The 20,238-nt window shown below is 69.7% G+C and carries 12 protein-coding genes and 5 pseudogenes; 11 read left to right on the top strand and 6 right to left on the bottom strand.

What is annotated here, in order from left to right; genetic code table 11:
* Window positions 1-378: 378 nt before the first annotated feature.
* Window positions 379-1,725, bottom strand: coding sequence for an IS630 family transposase (locus IPZ69_RS16455; protein ID WP_235454884.1), 1,347 nt, complete (start codon window positions 1,723-1,725; stop codon window positions 379-381).
* A gap of 348 nt (window positions 1,726-2,073) precedes the next feature.
* Here IPZ69_RS16455 and IPZ69_RS16460 point away from each other — a divergent pair, with 348 nt between their 5' ends.
* On the top strand, window positions 2,074-2,409 hold the full coding sequence (locus IPZ69_RS16460) for a hypothetical protein (protein WP_235454885.1): 336 nt from the start codon (window positions 2,074-2,076) through the stop codon (window positions 2,407-2,409).
* A gap of 87 nt (window positions 2,410-2,496) precedes the next feature.
* Window positions 2,497-3,573 (top strand): annotated as a pseudogene (locus tag IPZ69_RS16465) (transposase); the annotation flags it as partial.
* Between the two features lie 588 nt (window positions 3,574-4,161).
* Here the strand turns inward: IPZ69_RS16465 and IPZ69_RS16470 are convergent.
* A complete protein-coding gene (locus tag IPZ69_RS16470) occupies window positions 4,162-5,091 on the bottom strand; it encodes a CPBP family intramembrane glutamic endopeptidase (protein WP_235454886.1) in 930 nt (309 codons plus the stop codon).
* Between the two features lie 273 nt (window positions 5,092-5,364).
* On the opposite strand from IPZ69_RS16470, the gene IPZ69_RS47795 reads away from it, so the two are divergent.
* From IPZ69_RS47795 to IPZ69_RS16485, 3 genes and pseudogenes are all read left to right on the top strand, one after another.
* The gene (locus IPZ69_RS47795) at window positions 5,365-5,535 is read left to right on the top strand and encodes a hypothetical protein (protein ID WP_374293287.1); all 171 of its coding nucleotides are present in this window, start codon (window positions 5,365-5,367) and stop codon (window positions 5,533-5,535) included.
* 34 nt (window positions 5,536-5,569) lie between these two features.
* Window positions 5,570-6,313, top strand: a pseudogene (locus tag IPZ69_RS16480) (alpha/beta fold hydrolase); the annotation flags it as partial.
* 69 nt (window positions 6,314-6,382) lie between these two features.
* A pseudogene (locus tag IPZ69_RS16485) lies at window positions 6,383-7,803 on the top strand (MFS transporter).
* A 526-nt stretch (window positions 7,804-8,329) separates the two neighbouring features.
* Here IPZ69_RS16485 and IPZ69_RS16490 read toward each other — a convergent pair.
* From IPZ69_RS16490 to IPZ69_RS16500, 3 genes are read right to left on the bottom strand one after another with little or no spacing between them, the layout of a single operon-like run.
* Complete coding sequence (locus tag IPZ69_RS16490; protein ID WP_235454887.1) at window positions 8,330-10,870, bottom strand: ABC transporter permease; 2,541 nt, start codon at window positions 10,868-10,870, stop codon at window positions 8,330-8,332.
* Between the two features lie 3 nt (window positions 10,871-10,873).
* Complete coding sequence (locus IPZ69_RS16495) at window positions 10,874-11,656, bottom strand: ABC transporter ATP-binding protein (protein WP_235454888.1); 783 nt, start codon at window positions 11,654-11,656, stop codon at window positions 10,874-10,876.
* On the bottom strand, window positions 11,653-11,898 hold the full coding sequence (locus tag IPZ69_RS16500) for a hypothetical protein (protein WP_235454889.1): 246 nt from the start codon (window positions 11,896-11,898) through the stop codon (window positions 11,653-11,655). Before IPZ69_RS16500 ends, IPZ69_RS16495 begins: the two co-directional genes overlap by 4 nt.
* 171 nt (window positions 11,899-12,069) lie before the next feature.
* Here IPZ69_RS16500 and IPZ69_RS16505 point away from each other — a divergent pair, with 171 nt between their 5' ends.
* The 5 genes and pseudogenes from IPZ69_RS16505 to IPZ69_RS16525 all read left to right on the top strand — a co-directional run.
* Entirely contained in the window at window positions 12,070-13,380 is a 1,311-nt protein-coding gene (locus IPZ69_RS16505; RefSeq protein ID WP_374293288.1) for a sensor histidine kinase, read from the top strand.
* 15 nt (window positions 13,381-13,395) lie between these two features.
* Window positions 13,396-14,055, top strand: coding sequence for a response regulator (locus tag IPZ69_RS16510; protein ID WP_235454890.1), 660 nt, complete (start codon window positions 13,396-13,398; stop codon window positions 14,053-14,055).
* Between the two features lie 685 nt (window positions 14,056-14,740).
* A pseudogene (locus IPZ69_RS16515) lies at window positions 14,741-14,872 on the top strand (IS5/IS1182 family transposase); the annotation flags it as partial.
* 240 nt (window positions 14,873-15,112) lie between these two features.
* A complete protein-coding gene (locus IPZ69_RS16520) occupies window positions 15,113-15,673 on the top strand; it encodes a transposase (protein WP_308407481.1) in 561 nt (186 codons plus the stop codon).
* Between the two features lie 63 nt (window positions 15,674-15,736).
* Window positions 15,737-16,378: pseudogene (locus IPZ69_RS16525) on the top strand (transposase family protein); the annotation flags it as partial.
* A 113-nt stretch (window positions 16,379-16,491) separates the two neighbouring features.
* On the opposite strand, the gene IPZ69_RS16530 reads toward IPZ69_RS16525, so the two are convergent.
* Window positions 16,492-17,382 carry a glycoside hydrolase family 19 protein gene (locus IPZ69_RS16530; protein WP_235454891.1) on the bottom strand — a complete coding sequence of 297 codons (891 nt, stop codon included), beginning with the start codon at window positions 17,380-17,382 and terminating at the stop codon, window positions 16,492-16,494.
* Window positions 17,383-18,609: 1,227 nt separating this feature from the next.
* Here IPZ69_RS16530 and IPZ69_RS16535 point away from each other — a divergent pair.
* Entirely contained in the window at window positions 18,610-20,208 is a 1,599-nt protein-coding gene (locus IPZ69_RS16535) for an amino acid permease (RefSeq protein ID WP_374293289.1), read from the top strand.
* Window positions 20,209-20,238 lie beyond the last annotated feature (30 nt).

Below are 20,238 nucleotides of genomic sequence, written 5' to 3' on the forward strand. Positions count from 1 at the left end.
CGAGTGAAGGCCGCGTACCTGCACTCATCGCTCAAGCCCCTGACCTCGTCGAACAGGGTCTACCGCTTCAGGAGGTCTGGACGGCAGCATCTGCTTCTCGTTAGCGCGATCGAGGTTGCAGTTGCAAGGTGCTCGGCATCGTCGGGGACCGAGGCGATCACTCGATGAGACACCGCGGCGAACGGGAGCCCGGCCAGAGGGTGATGCGATGAACCATCCCGCCCTACGACTTCGACGACGAAGACGAGCGATGAGCCCTGTTGTCGGCGACGGCTGAAAAGTGGTTCTGGATCACTTTCAGTGCCGGAGCCACGGAGGGTCACCACAACCGCGATCACGACCGAGTGCAGCTAGTGTGATGTGCCGGAAATTGCGGGCTTAAGTATCTTGCTGGTTTTCGGTGGCTGGAGGAGTGACCTTGGTGAGGTAGTCGGCGAGGGATTTAAGGATCTCGTCGGCGGTCTTGGTCCAGGTGAAGGGCCTGGGGTTCTCGTTCCACGAGTCGATCCAGGCGCTGATGTCATCCTCCAGCGCCTTCACGGAGGTGTGGACGCCGCGGCGGATGAGTTTGTCGGTGAGCAGGCCGAACCATCGCTCGACCTGGTTGATCCAGGAGGAGCCGGTCGGGGTGAAGTGGACATGGAAGCGGGGGTGCTTGCCGAGCCACGCCTTGATCTCGGGGGTGTTGTGGGTGGCGTAGTTGTCACACACCAGGTGCACGTCGAGTCCGGTGGGGACCGCGTTGTCTATCGTGACCAGGAACTTCTTGAACTTGATGGCCCGGTGGCGGCGGTGCAGTTCACCGATGACGGTGCCGTCGGCGATGTTGAAGGCGGCGAACAGGCTGGTGATGCCGTGCCGCAGATAGTCGTGGGTACGCCGTTCGGGCATGCCCGGCATCATCGGCAGCACCGGCTGCGAGCGGTCCAGGGCCTGGATCTGTGACTTCTCGTCCACGCATAACACCACTGCCTTCTCGGGCGGGTTGTGGTACAGGCCGACGACGTCGACGACCTTCGCGACGAACTGCGGGTCGGTGGAGAGCTTGAAGGCATCCTGCAGATGCGGCTTGAGGTCGAACCGTTTCCAGATCCGGCCGATGGTGGACCTCGACAGCCCGGTGCGGGCGGCCATGGAGGCCCGCGACCAGTGCGTATCCGGGCCCGGAGTGGATTCCAGCGTCGCGACGATGACGTCTTCGACCAGGCCGAGCAGGATAGACGGCGGCCGCCCCGGCCGCGGCTCGTCGACCAGACCGTCCAGCCGCCGCGTGACGAACCGGGCCCGCCAGCGGCTCACCGACTGCTCGCGCACACCGAGTTCCGCCGCCACCTGCTTGTTCGTCCCGCCCTCCGCGCACCGCAGCACGATCCTCGCGCGCAGGGCCAGGAACTGCGCCGTCTTCGCCCGCCTCGCCAGGCGCGTCAGCTGAGCCCGCTCGTCATCGCTGAGCACCAACTCCAGCTTGCGCCGGCCCGACCGCGGCTCATCCCAAAGCCCGGCCATCCGCCGGTCAACGAACCGCGAGCGCCACTTCCTCACCGTGTCCACGGTTACCTTGAACTCCGCCGCCACACGCGTATTCGGCTTCCCCTCCGCGCACGCCAAGACCATGCGCGCCCGCTCGGCAAGACGAGGCGCCATCGCCCCGCCTGCCCAGCGCAGCAACTCGGCGCGCTCCTCATCAGACAGCACAACTTCGACGGCACGAGGACCCCGAGACATGAAAACAGGCTACAGACTTAAGCCCGCAATTTCCGGCGCATCACACTAGGGGCCGTCCCGTACTGGGGCCCGGTGAGGCAGTGGGAATCTGCGCCTCCACTCACCGGGCCCCAGCCCCATGCGTGGCGGCTCGACCAAGGAGTTGAACGCGTTCAAAAATAGTGAGAGCATGCTGGTCGGCCGGTCCCAGGAGGAGAGGCGATGGAAGGCGGACCAGTGCGTTCGGAGGAGACAGCAGGGGGGCGGGCCCCGGCCCGACACTTGGCGGCACCCGCGGTGTGGGCGGTGGTGATCGGCGTCAGTCCATGGCTTCCGGCCGCCGCCGGCGTCGAGGAGGACCTGAGTGGCGTGTCCGTCGTGTTGTCCATGGTGGCCTGCGGCCTTATGGCCTCCCTGCTGCTGGGGGCGTCCCTCGGGCGTGCTCGCTCCTGGTCGTTGCTGGCGGCGTGCGCCGTCCTAGGCCCCGCTGTCTGGGTCTTCGACTTCACCGCTCTCGGGGACCCCGACGTCCATGCCGACCCCGCTTTCGCCGTCCTCGGGATGGGGTTCCTCGGCTTCTGGGCCCTGGACGCCCCCCTGCTGGCGGGCGCGCTGGCCGGCCGGTTCTGCTGGTCGGCCACGCGCGGACCGGTCGCTCGGGCGGGGAGCGGCTGCTCAGGCGGAGGCCGGTCGGTCGGCAACTAGAAGGCCGATGAAGATCTTGGGGCCAGTTGGTGGGGAACCCGCAAGATGGCGGGTCTCGGCCGCCTGCCCAGGGCCACAGTTGTAGGGGTGATGGGGCAATCGCGGAGCGAGTCGGTGGGGCCCGATGTGTGGTCTACCTGCCGGGAATTGATCCCGGCGGGAAGCGTGTTCGCGTTCTTGGCCGAGCATCGCGACACGCTGTTCCCGGAAGCGTTGTTCGCGGACATGTACCCCTCGCCGAACGGCCGGCCCTCGGTGCCGCCGGGTGTGCTGGCCTGCGCGATCGTGCTGCAGACGTTGCAGGGCCTGTCCGACATGGAGACCGCGCAAGAGCTTCACTGCGATCTGCGGTGGAAGGCCGCCTGCGGCCTGGGGCTCCACGATCTCGGGTTCCATCCCTCGCTCCTGGCCTACTTCCGGCGCCGCCTGGCCCGTTCGGTGCGACCGGACCGGCTGTTCGACGCGGTGCGTGAGGTGGTGGACGCCACCGGTGCGCTGAAGGGAAAGAACCGCAGGGCCCTGGACTCCGCAGTCCTCGACGACGCGGTGGCCACCCAGGACACCGTCACACAGCTCATTGCCGCTATCCGCAACGTGATCCGCGAGGTCCCAGGCGCCCACTTGGTGGCCGCCGCTCACTGCCGGGGCCACGATTACAGCGAGCCCGGCAACCCCCGGATCGCCTGGAGCGACGAGCAGGCACGCGCCGAGCTGGTGGACGCACTGGTCACCGACGCCCTGCAACTGCTGGGCCGTCTGCCCGATCAGGACCTTGGCCCCCACGCAGCGGATGCCGTGGGGATCCTGGCCCTGGTCGCCGGACAGGACGTCGAACCCGCCGACGGCTCTGACGGCACCGACCGACGCTGGCGCATCGCCCGCCGCACCGCCTACGACCGGATGATCTCCACCGTCGATCCCGACGCCCGGCACGCCCACAAGTCGTACTCACAACGACGTGAAGGATTCAAAGCCCATCTCGCGATCGAGCCGGAGACTGGGCTGATCACCGCTGTCACCCTGCGGCCGGCCGCAGGAGCCGAGCACCACGAGGCCGCCGTCGCCACCGAAGTCCTCGAAGACGAGAGGGGCTCCCTTCACGTCCTCGCCGACTCCGCCCACTCCACCGCTCACCTGCGGCAGCACCTCACCACCGCCGGACACCACCTGCTGACGTGACGAGCGTGACGGCGGCAAGTAACAGCCACTACAGGGCAACGATCAGACTGGGTTCCGATTCGGGCCTGCGACTCGTCATGGCTCATGATGCCGCTGAACCTTGTGCTCGTGTGGCCGCTTCGGGCGACTCCATGGCCCATGGCTGTACACACCTGCGCTCTGAGCCTGGGAAGCTCGTGGCCTTTGGCGGCAGTTGTTGCGCTGGCCTGCGGCGGAGTGTTGATTGAGCTTTGGTTGCCCAGTGGGCAGCCGCTGCGGGCCTTGGGGAAAGGCCCGAGCCTCAAGGCACCCACGACTCGCACCCAGCGGGGTCCGCCCCGCGCCGCCCACACCACATAGACTCACCCACCGACGACGACCACCACCAGCAAGCCGACCAGTACCAGAACCGCCATGTTCCCCACCCCTGTTGCCAAACCGCTTTTGGGAGACCGGCCGCTGTGAAAAGTCCCGCGTTCCTCTCACACGGACGGCCCGGCGCCGGCTGAACGCCCGCCGGGAGCACGGCCGATGGCACATGACCACCGTGGTCACATGCCATCTCGGGTGCCTCGGTCCGGCGGACCGTGGGGGTCAGGCCGTCCGCCCCGGCAGTACGTGGGCGTCGCGCACCGGCGGGCAGCCCAGCCGGCCGCGGGTGGCGATCAGCAGGACGGCGGCCGCGGCGGTGGAGCTGAGCAGGAAGGCGTGGGCGGCGTATCCGTCGGGCAGGGACGGGAACATGTCGGACCAGGCCAGCGAGAAGTAGTTGTTGACCCCGCAGTGCAGCAGCATGGCCAGCGGCAGGCTCTCGCCGGTGCGGTTGAACACCCACGTCATGACAAAGCTGAAGGCGATCGTGGTGGCGATGAACTCCAGCGGCGTGGTCCAGGTGACGTGCGGCCCACCCCACTCGGTCAGGAACAGCGGCAGGTGCCAGGCACCCCACAGCGGGCCGACGACGAGGGTGCCGAGCAGCGGGCCGTAACGGCGCTGCAGGCGGGGCATGGCGAACTCGCGCCAGCCGGGCTCCTCGGCGAGGCCGGTGGTGATCATCTGCAAAATCAGGCCGGGCAGGAACGCGGCAAGGACCGCGGCGGGCGGCACCGCGGGGCCGCGGTCGGACAGTGCGACCGAGGCGAGGGTCAGCGTGGCGGGCACCGAGAGCAGCACTACGAGGTACCAGCGCCAGCCGACCTTGAACTTGGTCATCCGCCCGCGCCAGGCCCGCAGTCCGCGGCGTCCCTCGGTGATCCCCGTGACGAGGAGTGCCGCCGTGATCGGGCCGAGGTAGGCGCCGGGCAGGACGCCGAGGAGCTGGGTGGTCCCGCCGACCCCGGGGAAGCCGAAGTGCAAGACGCCCACGCCGTTCTCGGACAGGATGTACGGCGTCCAGGCAATCCAACTCAGCAGGTAGGCCAGCGAGAAGAACCAGGTCAGGGGGCGGCGGCGGATGCTGCCCCGCAGGCCGGAGCCCGTATGTGCCGGTCGGTTCTCGATGCTGACGGGGGCTTGGATGCTCACCGCGGTGTCCCTTCGGATGCTGGCTGACGTGACGTGTTCAGCACACCAGTCAGGCGTCCGCGGATCATTGCCGTGCGCCCCCCAAGTGGAGGTACAGCAGGCTGTACCTCCGTCGGCGCATACGCCTCAACCGGCCGCTCGAACCGCCGCTTCGGTCAAGGTCGTCGCAGTCCGTACGGCGCTGGTGACGGCCTCGTCGGGAGTGAGCCCGCAGAGGTCGGTGAGGGTGAACAGGGCCTCCGCGCCGACCACCACCGCGAGGTCCCGCTTGAGTTGCGCGAACGCCTCCGGATCCGCCGCCCCCAGCGTGTCCTCCAGAGGTACGAGCGCCTGTACTTCCGCGACCTGCGGGACATGATCGGCGGCGGCCAGGAGTTGGACGCCGAGTCGACCGTCAGGGTCATGAGCCGCTACGCCACCGTTCCCGCCACCGACTTCGCCTGAACCGGCCGACTTCCGACTTCCCCGAGGAATCAGCATGATCAGCACCGTCCGCACCCTCTCCCTCCAGTCCGGCGGCCTCGACGTCACCGTCGACGACCAGGGGCAGGGCCACCCCTTCCTGCTGCTGCACGGCGGTGGCGGTCCGCAGACGGTCGCGCCGTTCGCCGGACTGCTCGCCGGACGGCGGCCGGCCAGGGTCGTCACCCCGGTCCACCCGGGCTTCGGCGGCACCGCCCGGCCCGACTGGCTGACCGATGCCGCCACCCTCGCCCAGGCCTACGTGCGGCTGCTCGACGAACTCGGCCTCACGGACGTCACCGTCGTCGGCAACTCCATCGGAGGCTGGATCACCGCGGAGATCGCCCTGCTCGGCAGCGACCGGATCAGCAGCATCGTCCTCGTCAACGCCGTCGGCATCAAGGTCCCTGGCCACCCCATCGCCGACACCATCTCCATCACTCCCGCCGAGCTGTCGCGGCTCGCCTTCCACGACCACGCGAAGTTCGCCGTCGACCCCGCCACCCTCCCGGAGGCCGCCCGCGCGGTGATGGCCGCCAACCGCGCCGCCCTCGAGGTCTACTCGGGGCCGTACGCCATGGAGGACCCCTCCCTTCGCGAGCGCCTGGCCAAGGTCGGGCGCCCGGCCCTGGTGGCGTGGGGGGAGAGCGACGAGGTCGTCGACGCCGAGTACGGGCGTGCGTACGCGGAGGCCATGCCTGAGGCCCGGTTCGAGCTGCTGCCCGACACCGGTCACATGCCGCAGATCGAAACCCCCGAGCAACTCCTCGCCGTGGTCTGGGACTTCGCCGACGCCCACGCCACGAACCGCCCTGAAGGGAAGCATCCCGTGCCCCGACCCCGTCGCGGCGGACCGACGTCGGTCCTGGCCGTCTGCTGTCTGAGCGTCCTGCTCGTCAGCCTCGACACCACCGCCCTCAACGTCGCTCTGCCCGCCGTCCGGCGGGACCTCGGCTCCTCGGTCTCCGGGCTGCAGTGGACGCTGGACGCGTACACCATCGTGCCGGCCTCGCTGCTGACGGCGGCCGGCTCCACGGCCGACCGGGTCGGGCGGCGGCGGGTCTTCCAGCTGGGCCTGGTGCTGTTCACCGGGGCCTCGGCACTGTGCAGCCTGGCGCCGACCACGGGGTGGCTGGTGACCTTTTGCATGGTGCAGGCGGTGGGCGGCTCCGTGCTCACCCCGGTCGCGATGGCCATCCTCGCCAACACCTTTCCCGCGCCCCGGGAGCGGGCGCGGTCGATCGGTGTGTGGGGTGGCGTGGTCGGCGTCAGCATGGCGGCCGGGCCGGTTCTGGGCGGCGTACCGGTGCAGTCGGTCGCGTGGCGGTCGGTGTTCTGGCTGAACGTACCGATCGGGCTGGCCGCGCTGGTCCTTACCGCGCTGGTCGTCCCGGAGTCGCGTGCGGCACGGGCCCGGCGCGCGGCCCCTGTGGGGCAGCTGCTGGTGATCGTCCTGCTCGACGCGCTGACGTATGCCGTCATCGAAGGGCCCGGCGAGGGTTGGACCTCCCCGCTGATCGCGGCCTGCCTCATCGCCGCGGCGGGCGCCCTCACCGGGCTCGTGCCATACGAGAACCGGCGCGCCGAACCGCTGATCGACCCGCAGCTCTTCCGCAGTCCGCCGTTCAGCGGAGCCACCCTGACAGCCGTCTTCGCATTCGCCGCACTCGGCGGCTTCCTCTTCTCCAACGCCCTCTATTTGCAAGGCGAGTGGGGCTCAGCCCGCTGGAGGCAGGGCTGCGGTTGCTGCCGATGGCGGCGCTGTCGCTGGTGTGCCCGCCGCTGTCCGGGCGGATCGTGGGCAGTCGGGGCCCGCGGGTGCCGCTGTTGATCGCCGGGGCCGGTATCACTGCCAGCGGTGTGCTGGCGATGCTCGTCACCCGCTCCATCCACCCCTCGTACACCCTTCTGGCCTTGGCCTACACGTTGTTCGGCCTCGGCTTCGGCTTCGTCAACGCGCCGATCACGGACACTGCGGTCGCCGGCCTGCCCCGCGACCGGGCGGGGGTGGCCGCCGCGGTGGCCGCGACCAGCCGGCAGGTCGGCTCCGCGATCGGCATCGCGGCGATCGGCGCCGTGGTCGCCGCCGGGTCGAGGGCGGCGCCCTGGTGGATCATCGCCGGGTGCGGGCTGGCCGTACTCGCCCTGAGCGCCGTGACCGCCGGCCGCCGCTCTCCCGGTGGCGCCGGACGTGGCGCCACCGACGTCAACTCCGAGCAGTCAAAGCCTGTTTCCCGTACTGCCAGGTAGAGTCGGGCAACCCCGGCGGAGGCCGCAACCGAACACCAGATCGGTGCGTCTCTTGCGTTCGCGGCTCGAAGAGGCGTGAGCGCCGTGCCCGAGGAGGAGGAAGCTCGTCTGCCCATCGGTGCTCTGGCGTGCGGGGCGGCCGCCATGCTGCTCTTTGCGGCCATGCTGCGGGAGACCGTGGTGGTACGGCGGTTGCGGCAGCACGGGACGCGGACGCAGGGTCTCGTGGTCGACAACGCGCGGACCCACGACTCCGACGGGCCGACATGGGTGCCGGTCATCGCCTTCACCGAGCATCGCGGGTACCGGGTGGAATTCCCACCGCGAGCCCGGGGGAGCGGGATGGGGCTGGCGACGGGGCGGGAGGTGGGAGTGGTGTATCTGTCGCACGACCCGCAAAGGGCTCGCGTGCTCATGTGGCGGCACACGACGGGCCGGTGGTGTTCCTGTTCTTCGGCAGCATCGTCTTCCTGGTCTTCGCTGTGTGGATCGCCTTGGCGGGCTGACCGCGTCTGGGGAGGCGCGCTCACTGGGCACGGATGGCGTCCGCGGGCGGTGTGCGCAGGGCCTGCCGGGTGGGGAGTTCGATGGTGAGGAACGCTGTGACGGTGACCGTCAGGGCGAGGGCGGGCAGCAGCCACACCGGGCCGGCGGGCCAGGGGCGGTCGAGGAAGCCTTGGCCCAGGAGGGCGAGGGGCACGGCAGAGAGCAGTAGAGCCGCGGTCAGCGCGGTGGCTGCCGTCACCGCTGCCTCGCGGCGCATCATGGCGCGGATCTGGCGAGGGGTCGTGCCGTTCAGGCGGAGGGCCCCCAGTTCGACCCGGCGCTGGGCGGTGGCGGCGACGAGCTTGTTGGCGATGCTGAGCAGGAGGTAGACGAGCAGGACCACGATCGTGGCCAGGTTGATCCACACCTCCGGCGGCGCGTCCTTCAGGCCGTCTCCGGAGGCCAGGTTGGTGTCTTCGAGTGCCAGGCCCGGGTGGGACGCGGCGAGGGTCGTCAGGGCCTGCCGGGCGGTCGCCGTTCCGTCCGTGCGGATCAGGATGCTCTGGTCGAGCCCCGTCGTGGTGTGGCCGGCCGCCAGGTCGTGGGAGAGAACCACCGTGCCGAAGCCGAGGCCGCGGGCGTAGACGGCGACCACCTTGGCGTCGACCTTCGCGCCGTCGCCGAGGACGAGACGGACTCGATGGCCCACCGACGCGGAGCGCGAGCGCGCGACATCGCTGCTGACGGCGACGGTGGCGCCGGTGAGACGGTCCAGGCTGCCGTCGCGTACGTCGAGGTCGAGGAGGTCGGACGCGTCCGGGGTGAGGATCATCGCCGAGCCGGAGTCGGTCTCCGGGTCGCCGAACATGTCGTACGTCCAGATGGCGGTGGTGTCACTGACGGGGACGGCCGCCCGTACCCCAGCGGTCCTCCGTACGTTGGCGAGCGTCCCGGCGGGCAGTCCGCCCAGGCCCGGCGCACTCAGCCGCTGCTGGGCGAGGGTGCCGGTGCGGGTGTCGTCCGCGGTGGCGGCCAGCACGGTGGTCTGGGTGAGGGTGTACGTCAGGACGAACACGACCGCCATGGCCAGGGTGCTGACGATCCCCGCGTTGCGCAGGGCGTAGGCACGGACGTTGGCCATTGCCAGCCAGGTCGGGGCGGAGACGCCGGACCGGGCGCGCCGGGCCGCGGCGTTCCCGATGCCCCGTACCAGCGCCGGGCCGGACAGGGCCAGGCCGATCGCGCCGAGAATGCCCGCCATGGACGTGGCCGTAGCGCCGAGGACCGTGCGGGAGAAGAGCGGCAGGACCGACATGGTGGTCGCGGCGACGATGACCAGCAGGCCGATACGGGTCCGGGTCCGCGACGGATTGCGCGGCTCGCTGCGCGATTCGGCGACCGCCTCGGTGGCCGGCATCCGCGAGGTGCGCCACGCCGAGCCCCGGGCCGAGACCTGCACGGCCAGGGCCATCAACAGGATCGTCGCGAGGGCGGGCAACGGGCTGAGGGTGAGCGGGAGTTCGGACGGAACGACCCCGCGGTCCGCCAGCAGCCCCCGAAACTGGCCCGCCAGCAGATAGCCGAGCGCGACACCGGGTACGAGGGCCACGGCCGCGACGACGGTCGACTGGGCGGCGGCAAGTCGCCTGATCTGCTTGGGAGTTGCACCGACGGCTCGCATCAGCGCCAGGTCCCGGCGCTGCCCGGCGATCGACACGGCCAGCGCGCTCGCCATCACGAACCCGGTGATCAGCAGGATGATCCCGGCGAGCGAACCGGCGAGGAGGATCAGGAGGGAGCGGGACGCGCCCGCTCCGGGGGACACCAGGTCCCCGCGGCCCGCACCGGTGACTGTCTCGAGGCCGGTGCCCTTCAGCTTCGTACGGACCTCGGCGGCGACCTGTTCCGCGGAGCCGGGTGCGGCGCGGAGGCCGATCAGGTCGACGGTTCCGGCGCGCGAGCCGCCGTCCCGCCCTGAGAGTCGTACGGCCGTCGTATCGGCGAAGAAGACACCCGCGCCCGGCGCGTCGACGACCGCCGAGACCCGGTAACCGGCGGCGGGTCGGGCATTGGCGACGACCTGGACCCGGTCGCCCACCTTCACCCCCGCCGCGGCGGCGGTGGCAGTGTCCACTGCGACCTCACCGGAACCGGCCGGCCCGCTGCCGTTTACATGCGCACCGTCCAGCAGCTTCGTGGAGGACCAGCCGTGCCCCGACGCCTGGGGAGCCCCGGTCACCACGACGCGCCCGCGGGCATCGACAAGCGCGGCGGGGAAGCCGATGTCGCCGACCGTGGCGGTGACGCCCGGCAGGTCGGCCAGTTCGCCGACCAGGCGGGCCGGGACCGTACGTCGCTCCGGGAGCGCGATCGGCAGGTCCCCGGACGGATGGAACTTCTGGTCGGCCGCCACGACGACGTCCGCGCCGGCGAGGCGGCCGACGGGCAGGTGGGAGCGCAGGCCGGACTCGGCCAGGACGCCGGTGCCGGTGATCAGGGCCGCGCCGCCGAGGACCGCGCAGGCCACGGCGATCAGCGCGGTGATCCGGTGCCGGACCATCTGTATCGCGAGACGAAGCATGGCTCAAACCTCTCCCAACGCGACGAGATGGCGGGCCAGTTCGGGGGCGGTCGGCGCTTCGAGGGCCTCGACCACCCGGCCGTCGGCCATCACCAGCACATGGTGCGCGCGGGCCGCGGCGGCCGGGTCGTGGGTGACCATCACGACCGTCTGGTGCAGGTCGTTCACCAGGTCCCGCAGAAGGTCGAGGACCTCGTGGGCGCTGCGCAGGTCGAGTGCGCCGGTTGGCTCGTCGGCGAACACGACGGCCGGCTTGGCCACCAACGCCCGGACGACGGCGGCCCGTTGCTGCTGGCCGCCGGAGAGCTCGGCCGGGCGGTGGGTGAGCCGGTCGGTCAGCCCGACCCGCTCCACCAGCGTCCGCAGCCAATCGTGGTCCGGGGCGCGTCCCGCCAGTCTCAGCGGCAGCGTGATGTTGTCCTCGATGCTGAGCGAGGGGATCAGGTTGTACGCCTGGAACACGAACCCGACGCGCTCGCGGCGCAGTTCGGTGCGGCGGGTCTCGTTCAGGCCGGCGATCTCGTGACCGTCGATGCGGACACTGCCCGAGGTCGGGGAGTCCAGCCCGGCGGCGCAGTGCATCAGCGTGCTCTTGCCGGAGCCCGACGGGCCCATCACCGCGAGGAACGTGCCGCGTTCCACGGCCAGCGACACCTCGTCGAGGGCACGTACGCCGCCCCCGTACTCCTTGCTGACCCGGTCCAGGGCGATGGCGGACGTCGGCGCGCCGGGGATGCCGGAGACGGTCGTCGCCGAGCGGCGGGCCCGGGCGAAGGCGGGGCTCATCGACGGCCCCGCAGGTTGCGCACGACGAGGGTGCCGCCGCAGAACACGGTGACCGCGCCGCAGGCCAGGCTCACCCAGGTGTTCGAGTCGCGGAACGAGGCAACCATGTTGGCGACCGCGCTGATCACCACCAGGATCCAGAGCAGGGCGTGGGCGGCGTCCCCGCGGGTGAGGGTGGGCGTCGACGACGTGCCGGGCGTGGCGTCGGCGCTGGTCAGGCGGTAGGGGTCGGCGTTCGGCATGGGGCTTCCTCTCGAGCTCGGCTGTCGTCACCGACGCTATGGATCGCGCCCCCCGTCGGCCGATCCCGCAGCCCGCCCGGTTCGAGGTACAGCAGGCTGTACTCCTCGGCCCCCGGGCGGACTGCGAACGGGCCCACGCCGTAAGGTCCTTCGCGACGAAGGGAGGGCGCTGTGGCCATCCATCAGGACGCCGCGGCCGGTGACCGGAGCGCGGGGCTCGAGGACAGTACAGGGCCCAGGGACGGTGCGGGGCTCAAGGACACCGTCGTACGACCCCTGAGCGCCGCGGGTGCCGCGACGGCGCAGCTCGCCTCCGGGCTCAATACGGCACTCCTGGCGCTGCTCGTGCTGCTCTGGCTGGCCGTCACCGCCGTGACGAGCCTGGTCGGCGTGGGGCTGCTCATGGCACCCGCGCTTCTGCGCGCGCTGCATGCCCTGGCCGGCCGGGAGCGTGAGCGGCTCGGCCGCTGGGGTCCCGAGGTCGTCGCTCCGGCCCCCTCGCCGACACGGCTGCAGCCCGCCCTCGTCGACCCCACCACCCGGCGGGAGCTGTGCTGGCTGGTCCGGCATGCCACCCTGGGGTTCCTGCTGGGGCTGCTCGGCGTCATCCTGCCGATCTCCGCCGTGCGAGACACCGCGTTTCCGCTGTACTGGAAGTTCGTGCCCAGGGACGTGACCGCCACATCCGTGGGGTACGGCAACGCGCACTCCTGGCCGGACGCCCTCGCCGTGGCCATGCTGGGCGTGGGCTGGATCCTCATCATCCTCGGACTCGGCCCCGGCATGGCCCGGCTGCAGTCCCGTCCGGGACGCCTCCTCCTGGCGGTCGGCTCCGACACCGATCTCTCATTGCGGGTGGCGGAGCTGACCGCGACCCGCGCCGCCGCCCTCGACGCCCACGCCACCGAACTGCGCCGCATCGAGCGGTCGTTGCACGACGGCACACAGAACCGGATCGTCTCCGTCACCGTCCTGCTCGGCGCGGCCCGCCGGATGGTGGCCCGCGACCCGGCCGGCGCCGACGAACTGCTCGAACGCGCCCAGTCCGCCGCCGAACAGGCCCTTGCAGAGCTGCGCACGGTGTCCCGGAGCATCCTGCCCCCGGTGCTCGCCGACCGCGGGCTGGCGGGCGCGCTCTCCGGGCTTGCCGTGAACTGCGCGGTGCCCTGCCGGATCGACGTCGACGTACCCGAACGCTGCGCCGCCTCCGTCGAGGCCACCGCCTACTTCGTCGTCGCCGAGGCCCTGACCAACATCGCCAAGCACAGCGGCGCCGAACAGGCCACCGTCATGGCACGCAGCCGCGGTGGCCGTCTCCTCCTGACCGTCGAGGACGACGGCCGGGGCTGCGCGGACGAGGACGGCGGCTCCGGACTCACCGGCATCCGCCGCCGGATCGCGGCGCACGACGGCACCCTTTCCCTGGCCAGCCCGCCCGGCGGCCCGACAACCCTGAAGGTGGATCTTCCCTGTGGAGCGTGAGATAAGGATGGTGACATGCGGATCGTGATCGCCGAGGACGACCCGTTGCTGCGCGAGGGCCTCGCCCTGCTGCTGCGCGCCGAGTCCCTCGACGTGGTGGCCACCGCGGGCACCCCCGACGAGGCGCTGGCCGCCATCGACGAGCACAAGCCGGACGTCGCCATCCTCGACGTACGGATGCCGCCGACCCACACCGACGAGGGCATCGTCGCGGCGGTCGAGGCCCGGCGCCGATGGCCCGACCTGGCCGTCCTCGTACTGTCCGCATACGTCGAGCAGAGCTTCGCCACCGAGCTGCTCGGCGGCGGTGTGGGCGGCCTCGGCTATCTGCTCAAGGAACGCGTCGGCCGGGTGGAGGAGTTCCTCGACGCCCTCCACCGGGTGGCCGCCGGGGGCACCGCCATCGACCCCGAGGTCGTCGCGCAGCTGTTCACCCGCTCCCGCCAGGACACCCGCCTCGACCGGCTCAGCCCCCGCGAACGGGACGTACTCGCCCTGATGGCCGAGGGATTGGGCAACACCGCCATCGCCGAACGTCTCGTCGTTACCGGGGGCGCCGTCCACAAACACATCCGCAGCATCTTCGCCAAGCTCGACCTGTCCCCGACGGACAAGGTGGACCGCCGGGTGGCCGCGGTCCTGCAGTATCTGGAGGATCTGCGGCGGCTGGCCTGAGTACAGCCCGCCGTATGCCTATGCCCTGATCGAGAGGTCGCCGCTCTCCCGGTCTGACCATCGCCCGACCCATCCGCAATCGGCCCTTTCCTGCCCCTCGGTTGCATGGTTGGTCAGCCGGGCGCACCCAGGCGGAGGCACGCGCTTGAAGTGCCACGCCGCCCAGACTGGTCAGACTGGCCAGGAGGGCAATGTCAGTCACGCACCACCCACGTCACGGTCCGTGTCGCCCCCTGCGCCACCGCTTCGGCCACACCCCAATCGACCATGTGCACAGTGTCACGCAACCCGAAACCCGCACCGAAGATCGGGGTGGCGAAAAGGGAAATATCGGACAGCTGTCGTTCCCGGAGTGTTCCCATCTCGACAGCAAGAAGGCCCTCCGCGCTCGCCGCGAAAGGCCTCCAAGGCGCTGAACTGCACCTTCCTGAGCCGCCTTCGGGATTCGAGCCCGAGACCTACGCATTACGAGTCGGCACATGATCTTGACTGGCCGTCGCGACCTTGCTCACTCTTCGTGATACATACAGCTCAGGCGGCATCCACCTACGCAGTCCTTCTCGGTCTTTCTCGATCGTTCTTAGAGGTCGGACAGACAGGCGCGGTGCTGGTACCCCGGCAGCGGGACAAGCATAGGTCCTGGCGATCATGGAGTTGCGACGCTCTGGGATCACTGGGGAGACCTGTGCCTGTGCTGCCATCATGGCTGACCGAACCACTCTGGGGCCAATTCGCGGCCCTGCTGCCCGAGCGGCCGGAGTACCACCAGGACCAACCGCTGGGCTGCCACCGCCCACGCATCAGCGACCGGATCATCATCACCGCGTCCGGAAAGAAGGAGTGGATCGGCTATCGCGATCATCAGAGCGAAACCTGTGGTGATGGCCCGCACGTGATCGTGCAGGTCACCACCCGGCCGGCGCCCGAGCAGGACATCGACGCCCTCGAACAGATCCATCAGAACCTGGTCCGGCAGGGATTCACGGACCTGGAACACTTCGTCGACGCCGGATACATCACTCCTGAATCCATCGACCGTGCCGAGCGCGCCCACGGGGTGGTACTGACCGGTCCGGTTCGGGCCGACCCGAGGGCTCGTGAGCATCCCGGCTTCACCAAGGCGGATTTCACGCCCAACTGGCAGGCCCGCACCCTCACCTGCCCCCGTGGAGTGACCAGTCATCCCTGGAAGGCAACACAGGGTGACGGACATGAATGGCTGTCCGTGCTGTTCCCCAAGCCGGCCTGCCGGACCTGCGAAGCCCGACAGGAATGCACGGGCACCGCTGAAGACCGCAGCCGCCACATCATCTTGCTGCCCCAGCTCCTGCAGGAGATCCAGACACGGGTCCGACGCGAGCAGGAAACCGTCCAGTGGAGGCAGCACTATGCGATCCGGGCCGGCTGCGAAGCCACCGTCTCCGAAACCGTCCACGCCCACGGACTACGGCACTGCCGCTACCGAGGCATGGCAAAAACCCACGTCCAGCACATTCTCACCGCCGCCGGAACGGACATCATCCGACTGAGCGGACACTTCCCACCAGGTACTTCACCACCACGCCAGCCCCGTCCCGCGAGTCGATTCAAGCGACTCTGCCGAACCCTGACCAACTGAAGATCACCAACAGCATCTAGTCGGTGGTTTCGTCGAGTAGCCGTCAGTGATCACGATCTTGTGATGGATATCAACTCCCTTATAGGGAAGGTGTTTTCCGGGCTGTCGGCGCTGGTCATTGAGGACGTGACGGAGGGCGGCGGCACGGTGCTGATCACGGCCCGCACTCGGGATGTAGCCGTACTGTGTCCGGTGTGCGGGACTCCGACGGCGAAAGTGCACGGGTATCACCACCGGACAGTGACGGACGTGCCGGTCTACGGCCGCCAGGTCGTCCACCTGCGCGTACGGCGGCTGGTCTGTCCGACGCAGGTTTGCCGACGGCAGAGCTTCCGGGAGCAGATTCCCTGGCTGCTGGAGCGCCACCAGCGCCGCACGGTGTGGCTTGCCCGGCAGATATCCCAGGTGGCGCGGGAGTTATGCGGCCGGGCAGCCGCACGCCTCGCCGGCTTCCTCGGCGTGCCGGAGTCCCGCAACACTGTGCTGCGCCATCTACGGCGCCTGCCGCTGCCGCAGCAGACGGTCCCGCGGGTGATCGGCGTGGACGATTTCGCTCTGCGCCGCCGCCACCGCTACGCCACGGTCATCACGGATGCCGAGACCGGCCGACGCCTCGCGGTCCTGCCCGACCGCGAGGCGGCCACCCTGGAGTCCTGGCTGCGCGAAAATCCTGGCGTCGACGTCGTGGGGTGGACGGGCAGTGCGCCGAGCTTTCTGCTGCCCCCGACATACGCGGTGATCGTTTCCCAGGTCGTCGGCGCAGTCCTGTACACGCCCGGTCAGCCGCCGCACTGACTTTACGAACTCGTATACCCCGATCAGCAGTAGAGATTGCCGCCGGGCGACGTCCCGAGGATCTGCGTGAACCGCTGGTAGGCGTCCACGCGGCTCTGTACCTGCGCCGGGTTCTTGCCATCGCACTCGAGGGAGCCGTTGATGCTACGGATTGTCTGGCCGAAGCCGGCGCTACTGACCATGGCGTTGTGGGGCGTCATGGTGCCGGGCCCGGTCTGGGTGTTCCAGTACCACAGGGCCGTCTTCCAGGCCACGGCGGCGTCGTTCTGCACCAGCCACGGGTTGTTGAGGAGGTCGATGCCGAGCGCGTCGCCCGCGGCCTTGTAGTTGAAGTTCCAGCTGAGCTGGATGGGGCCGCGCCCGTAGTAGGCCGCCTGGCCGGCCGGGCAGCCGTACGGCTGGCTCCAGTCGCAGTAGTGCGGGTAGTTGGCCGTGTTCTGCTCGACCACGTACACCAGACCGCCGGTCTCGTGGCTGACGTTGGCGAGGAAGGCCGCGGCCTCCTGCTTCCTGACCATGTCGCTGCCGGTGTTCGCGAAGGCGGGGTAGGCGCTCAGAGCGGCGGTGAGGCCGCTGTACGTGTAGAAGGAATTCCGGTTCGGGAACATCTGGTTGAACTGGGCCTCGCTCACCACGAAGGTGCCGACGGGGGTCCCAGGGCCGCTGTCGCAAGCGTAGGGCTCCCAGTACCAGGTGCTGATGGTCGGGTCGTAGCCCGGGTTGTCATGTTCGGCGATGTAGGCCTTGCCGTCGCTGTAACGCACGATGTCGCCGGTGATGTACGGCCTTCCGGCGACCCAGCTCGGATAGCTCGAACACGCGGCGGCGGACGCGTCCGCGGTCGGCAGCAGGACCGGCACGGTGCTTCCGAGGACGAGTGCGGTGACCACGGCGGAGATGCGGCGCCTCGACACAGGATCAACTCCTTTGCGGAGCACGGCCGCACCCGAACAAGGCAGCGTGTATCCGGGCCTTGGTGCGCACGTGCCGGTCGGACCGTCACGGCGTGGGCGCGGCTGTGGTGGGGGGGTGTGGAGGCACACTCAACCGCTTTGGTCTGTACCAGTCAAGGGTGTAGACCAGTCACGCGCTCCGCGGAGGGCGACGCCCCCGGCGGTGGGCTGTGGCTTGCTGGCGGCCGCGGTGACGAGGTGGGCTGCGAACTGGCAAGAGAGGCCGCGCGAGCCGCCGATGGACGGCACTGCGCCGGCGGAAAGTCGGCGAACGCGGTGATGTCCGTCGACGCTCCAGCAGCATCGTCGGGCAAGCCGCACAACGCGCCGACGGCGACGCTCAGCGCCGCGCCCAAGGGATCGAAGCCTTGCCGCCTTCGACGGTTACCCGGAGCTCAGTGTGTACGTCGGCAAGGGGTCGTCGGCCGACTCCAAGCCGATGGGGTCCACGCCGGTTCATCTGGTGCTGGAGCCGGGCCACAGCATCGCGATCCCGGTCCTTCTATGGCGCGATCGGGTCGCCTTCCGGGGTGACGAGTGCGTCGATTTGCACGGTGCCAGTGGGGTGTTCATGGTGGCGTGCGCGGTGGCGAGTATGTGCTCGGAGGGCGTGGTTCTCCGAGCAGAGGGTGTGCGCAAAGCTTGTACCAGGTCTCTGCGGAGCCCGCACCGTCACCGGTTGGCGAGTACGGCGACAGGCCCGACGCCGACCGGACACCTTTCCGCGCCACCCTCACCGTCACCAACGGCACCGGCAAGCCATGCGACCTGGACACCGTTCCGTCGACGCCCAAGGGGTCACCACAGGCCGCCGGCAAGGTCGAGGAAGAGCAGGTAGTTGCGGTGCTTGCGTTCGTGGTGCGGGCTCAGGGGTCAGTAGCGCGTTCGGCCTTGGCCTGTGGCTGGCTTTGCATCAAATGCGCTGCCTTGCTGCGCGCACGGCACAAGCGAAGGCCGCCCCGACCGACCCCACTGGGCACCGTTCGTCCCGCCTGTCGTCGCCCATGGTTCCCGCAAGGCTTGGGGCGCAGGAGCGGGGGACCGTACAGCTGCAGTGAAACCGGTAAGTCCCGCATGAGAGGCACCGGTTACACGACGTTAACGCCCGTGACTCGGCCGCGAGACCGCTTCGCCCCACCATCGCAATACCTGTCAGTCGACAGGTAACCATCGATCGGAGGTGCGGTGATGAATCGATCAGAGCTCACCCCTGGGCCACGCCCTGCCGGCGACGTCACGACCAGTGCCGTTCCCGTCGGCTACCACCAGGAACTGCGCCGCGGAATGGGTAGCTTCGCGTCGTTCGCCGCGGGATTCTCTTTCGTGTCCATACTCACCACCGTCTTCCAGCTCTTCGGCCTTGGCTTCGGCCTCGGCGGTGCGGCGTTCTTCTGGACCTGGCCGCTGGTTTTCGCGGGTCAGTTGCTGGTCGCTCTGTGCTTCGCCGAACTGGCGGCTCGCTGGCCCATTTCCGGGGCGATCTACCAGTGGTCGAGCAGGCTGGCCGGCACCACGGTCGGCTGGTTCACCGGCTGGATCATGATCATTGGGCAGATCCTCACCGTCGCGGCAGCCGCGATCGCCGCGCAGGCGGTGCTGCCGGGCATCTGGACAGGCTTTCAGATCATCGGCGGACCGCACGCCGATCCGTCGGTCGCCTCACCGACCGGGGCCCGGAACGCGGTTGTCCTGGGGTGCCTCCTGTTGGTCGTCACGACAGTGGTGAACATCCTCGGCATCCGCCAAATGGCCGCCGCCACCAGCATCGGCGTCACGGTCGAGATCGTCGGTGTGATCGCACTGGTGCTGGTGCTCTTCTTCCTGCCCGAGCGGGGCCCGCAGGTCGTGGCTCACGACACCGGCGCGGCCGGCGACGGCAGCTACTTCGGTGCCTTCCTCGCGTCTTCACTGATGGCGGCTTACGTCATGGTCGGCTTCGACTCTGCGGGCGAACTGGCGGAGGAGACGCACAGCCCACGCCGGACCACTCCCCGGACCATCCTGCGGGCACTGATCGTTTCGGGCGTCGGTGGCGCGCTGCTGATCCTCGCAGGGCTGTTGGCGGCGAGCAGCCTGACCGACGGTAACCTGGCCGCCGGCGGTCTCTCCTGGGTACTCACCGACCGGCTCGGAGGCGCTCTGGGACGGCTGTTGCTGTGCTGCGTCGCGGTCGCGGTGTTCGCCTGCACCCTGGCCGTGCAGACCTCAGGCGCCCGAATGATCTACTCCATGGCGCGTGAGGGCGCCTTGCCTTTCCACCGGCACCTCGGGAAGGTCTCAGCCCGCACCGGTGCGCCGATCATCACGTCGGTCGTGGTGGGCGTGGGCGCCGCGATTGCGCTCCTGGTGAACGTCCGCCAGTCGGCGATCTTCACCGCGCTCTCCAGCCTCTGCATCGCGATGCTCTACCTGGCCTACCTGGGCGTGACGCTGCCGCTGTTGGTCGCCCGGTTCCGGCGCCGGGACACCGGCCGCCTCCCGGACGGCGTCGACGAGACGGGCCGACCGCTGTTCTCGCTGGGACGCTGGGGAATCGTCGTCAACACGCTCGCCGTGCTCTTCCAGGTCGGCATGACGGTCAACTTGCTGTGGCCACGCACGGAGATCTACGACCTCACCCAGGGCACCTGGTGGTTGCAATGGAGCGCCCTGCTCTTCATCGGGCTCAGCCTCGCCGTCGGTGTCGGCTACTTCCTCGCCCGCCGGCTGCACCGCCGGATCGAGCTGAGGCACGTACCCCACACGCACATCGAGCCGATTGCCGAGGCGGTCGCCGAGCCGGCCTGACGGCTTGGCGGCCCGCCCGCCCCGCACCAC

The organism is Streptomyces olivochromogenes, assembly GCF_021538895.1.
In the GTDB taxonomy this organism is placed as follows: Bacteria; Actinomycetota; Actinomycetes; order Streptomycetales; family Streptomycetaceae; genus Streptomyces; species Streptomyces olivochromogenes_A.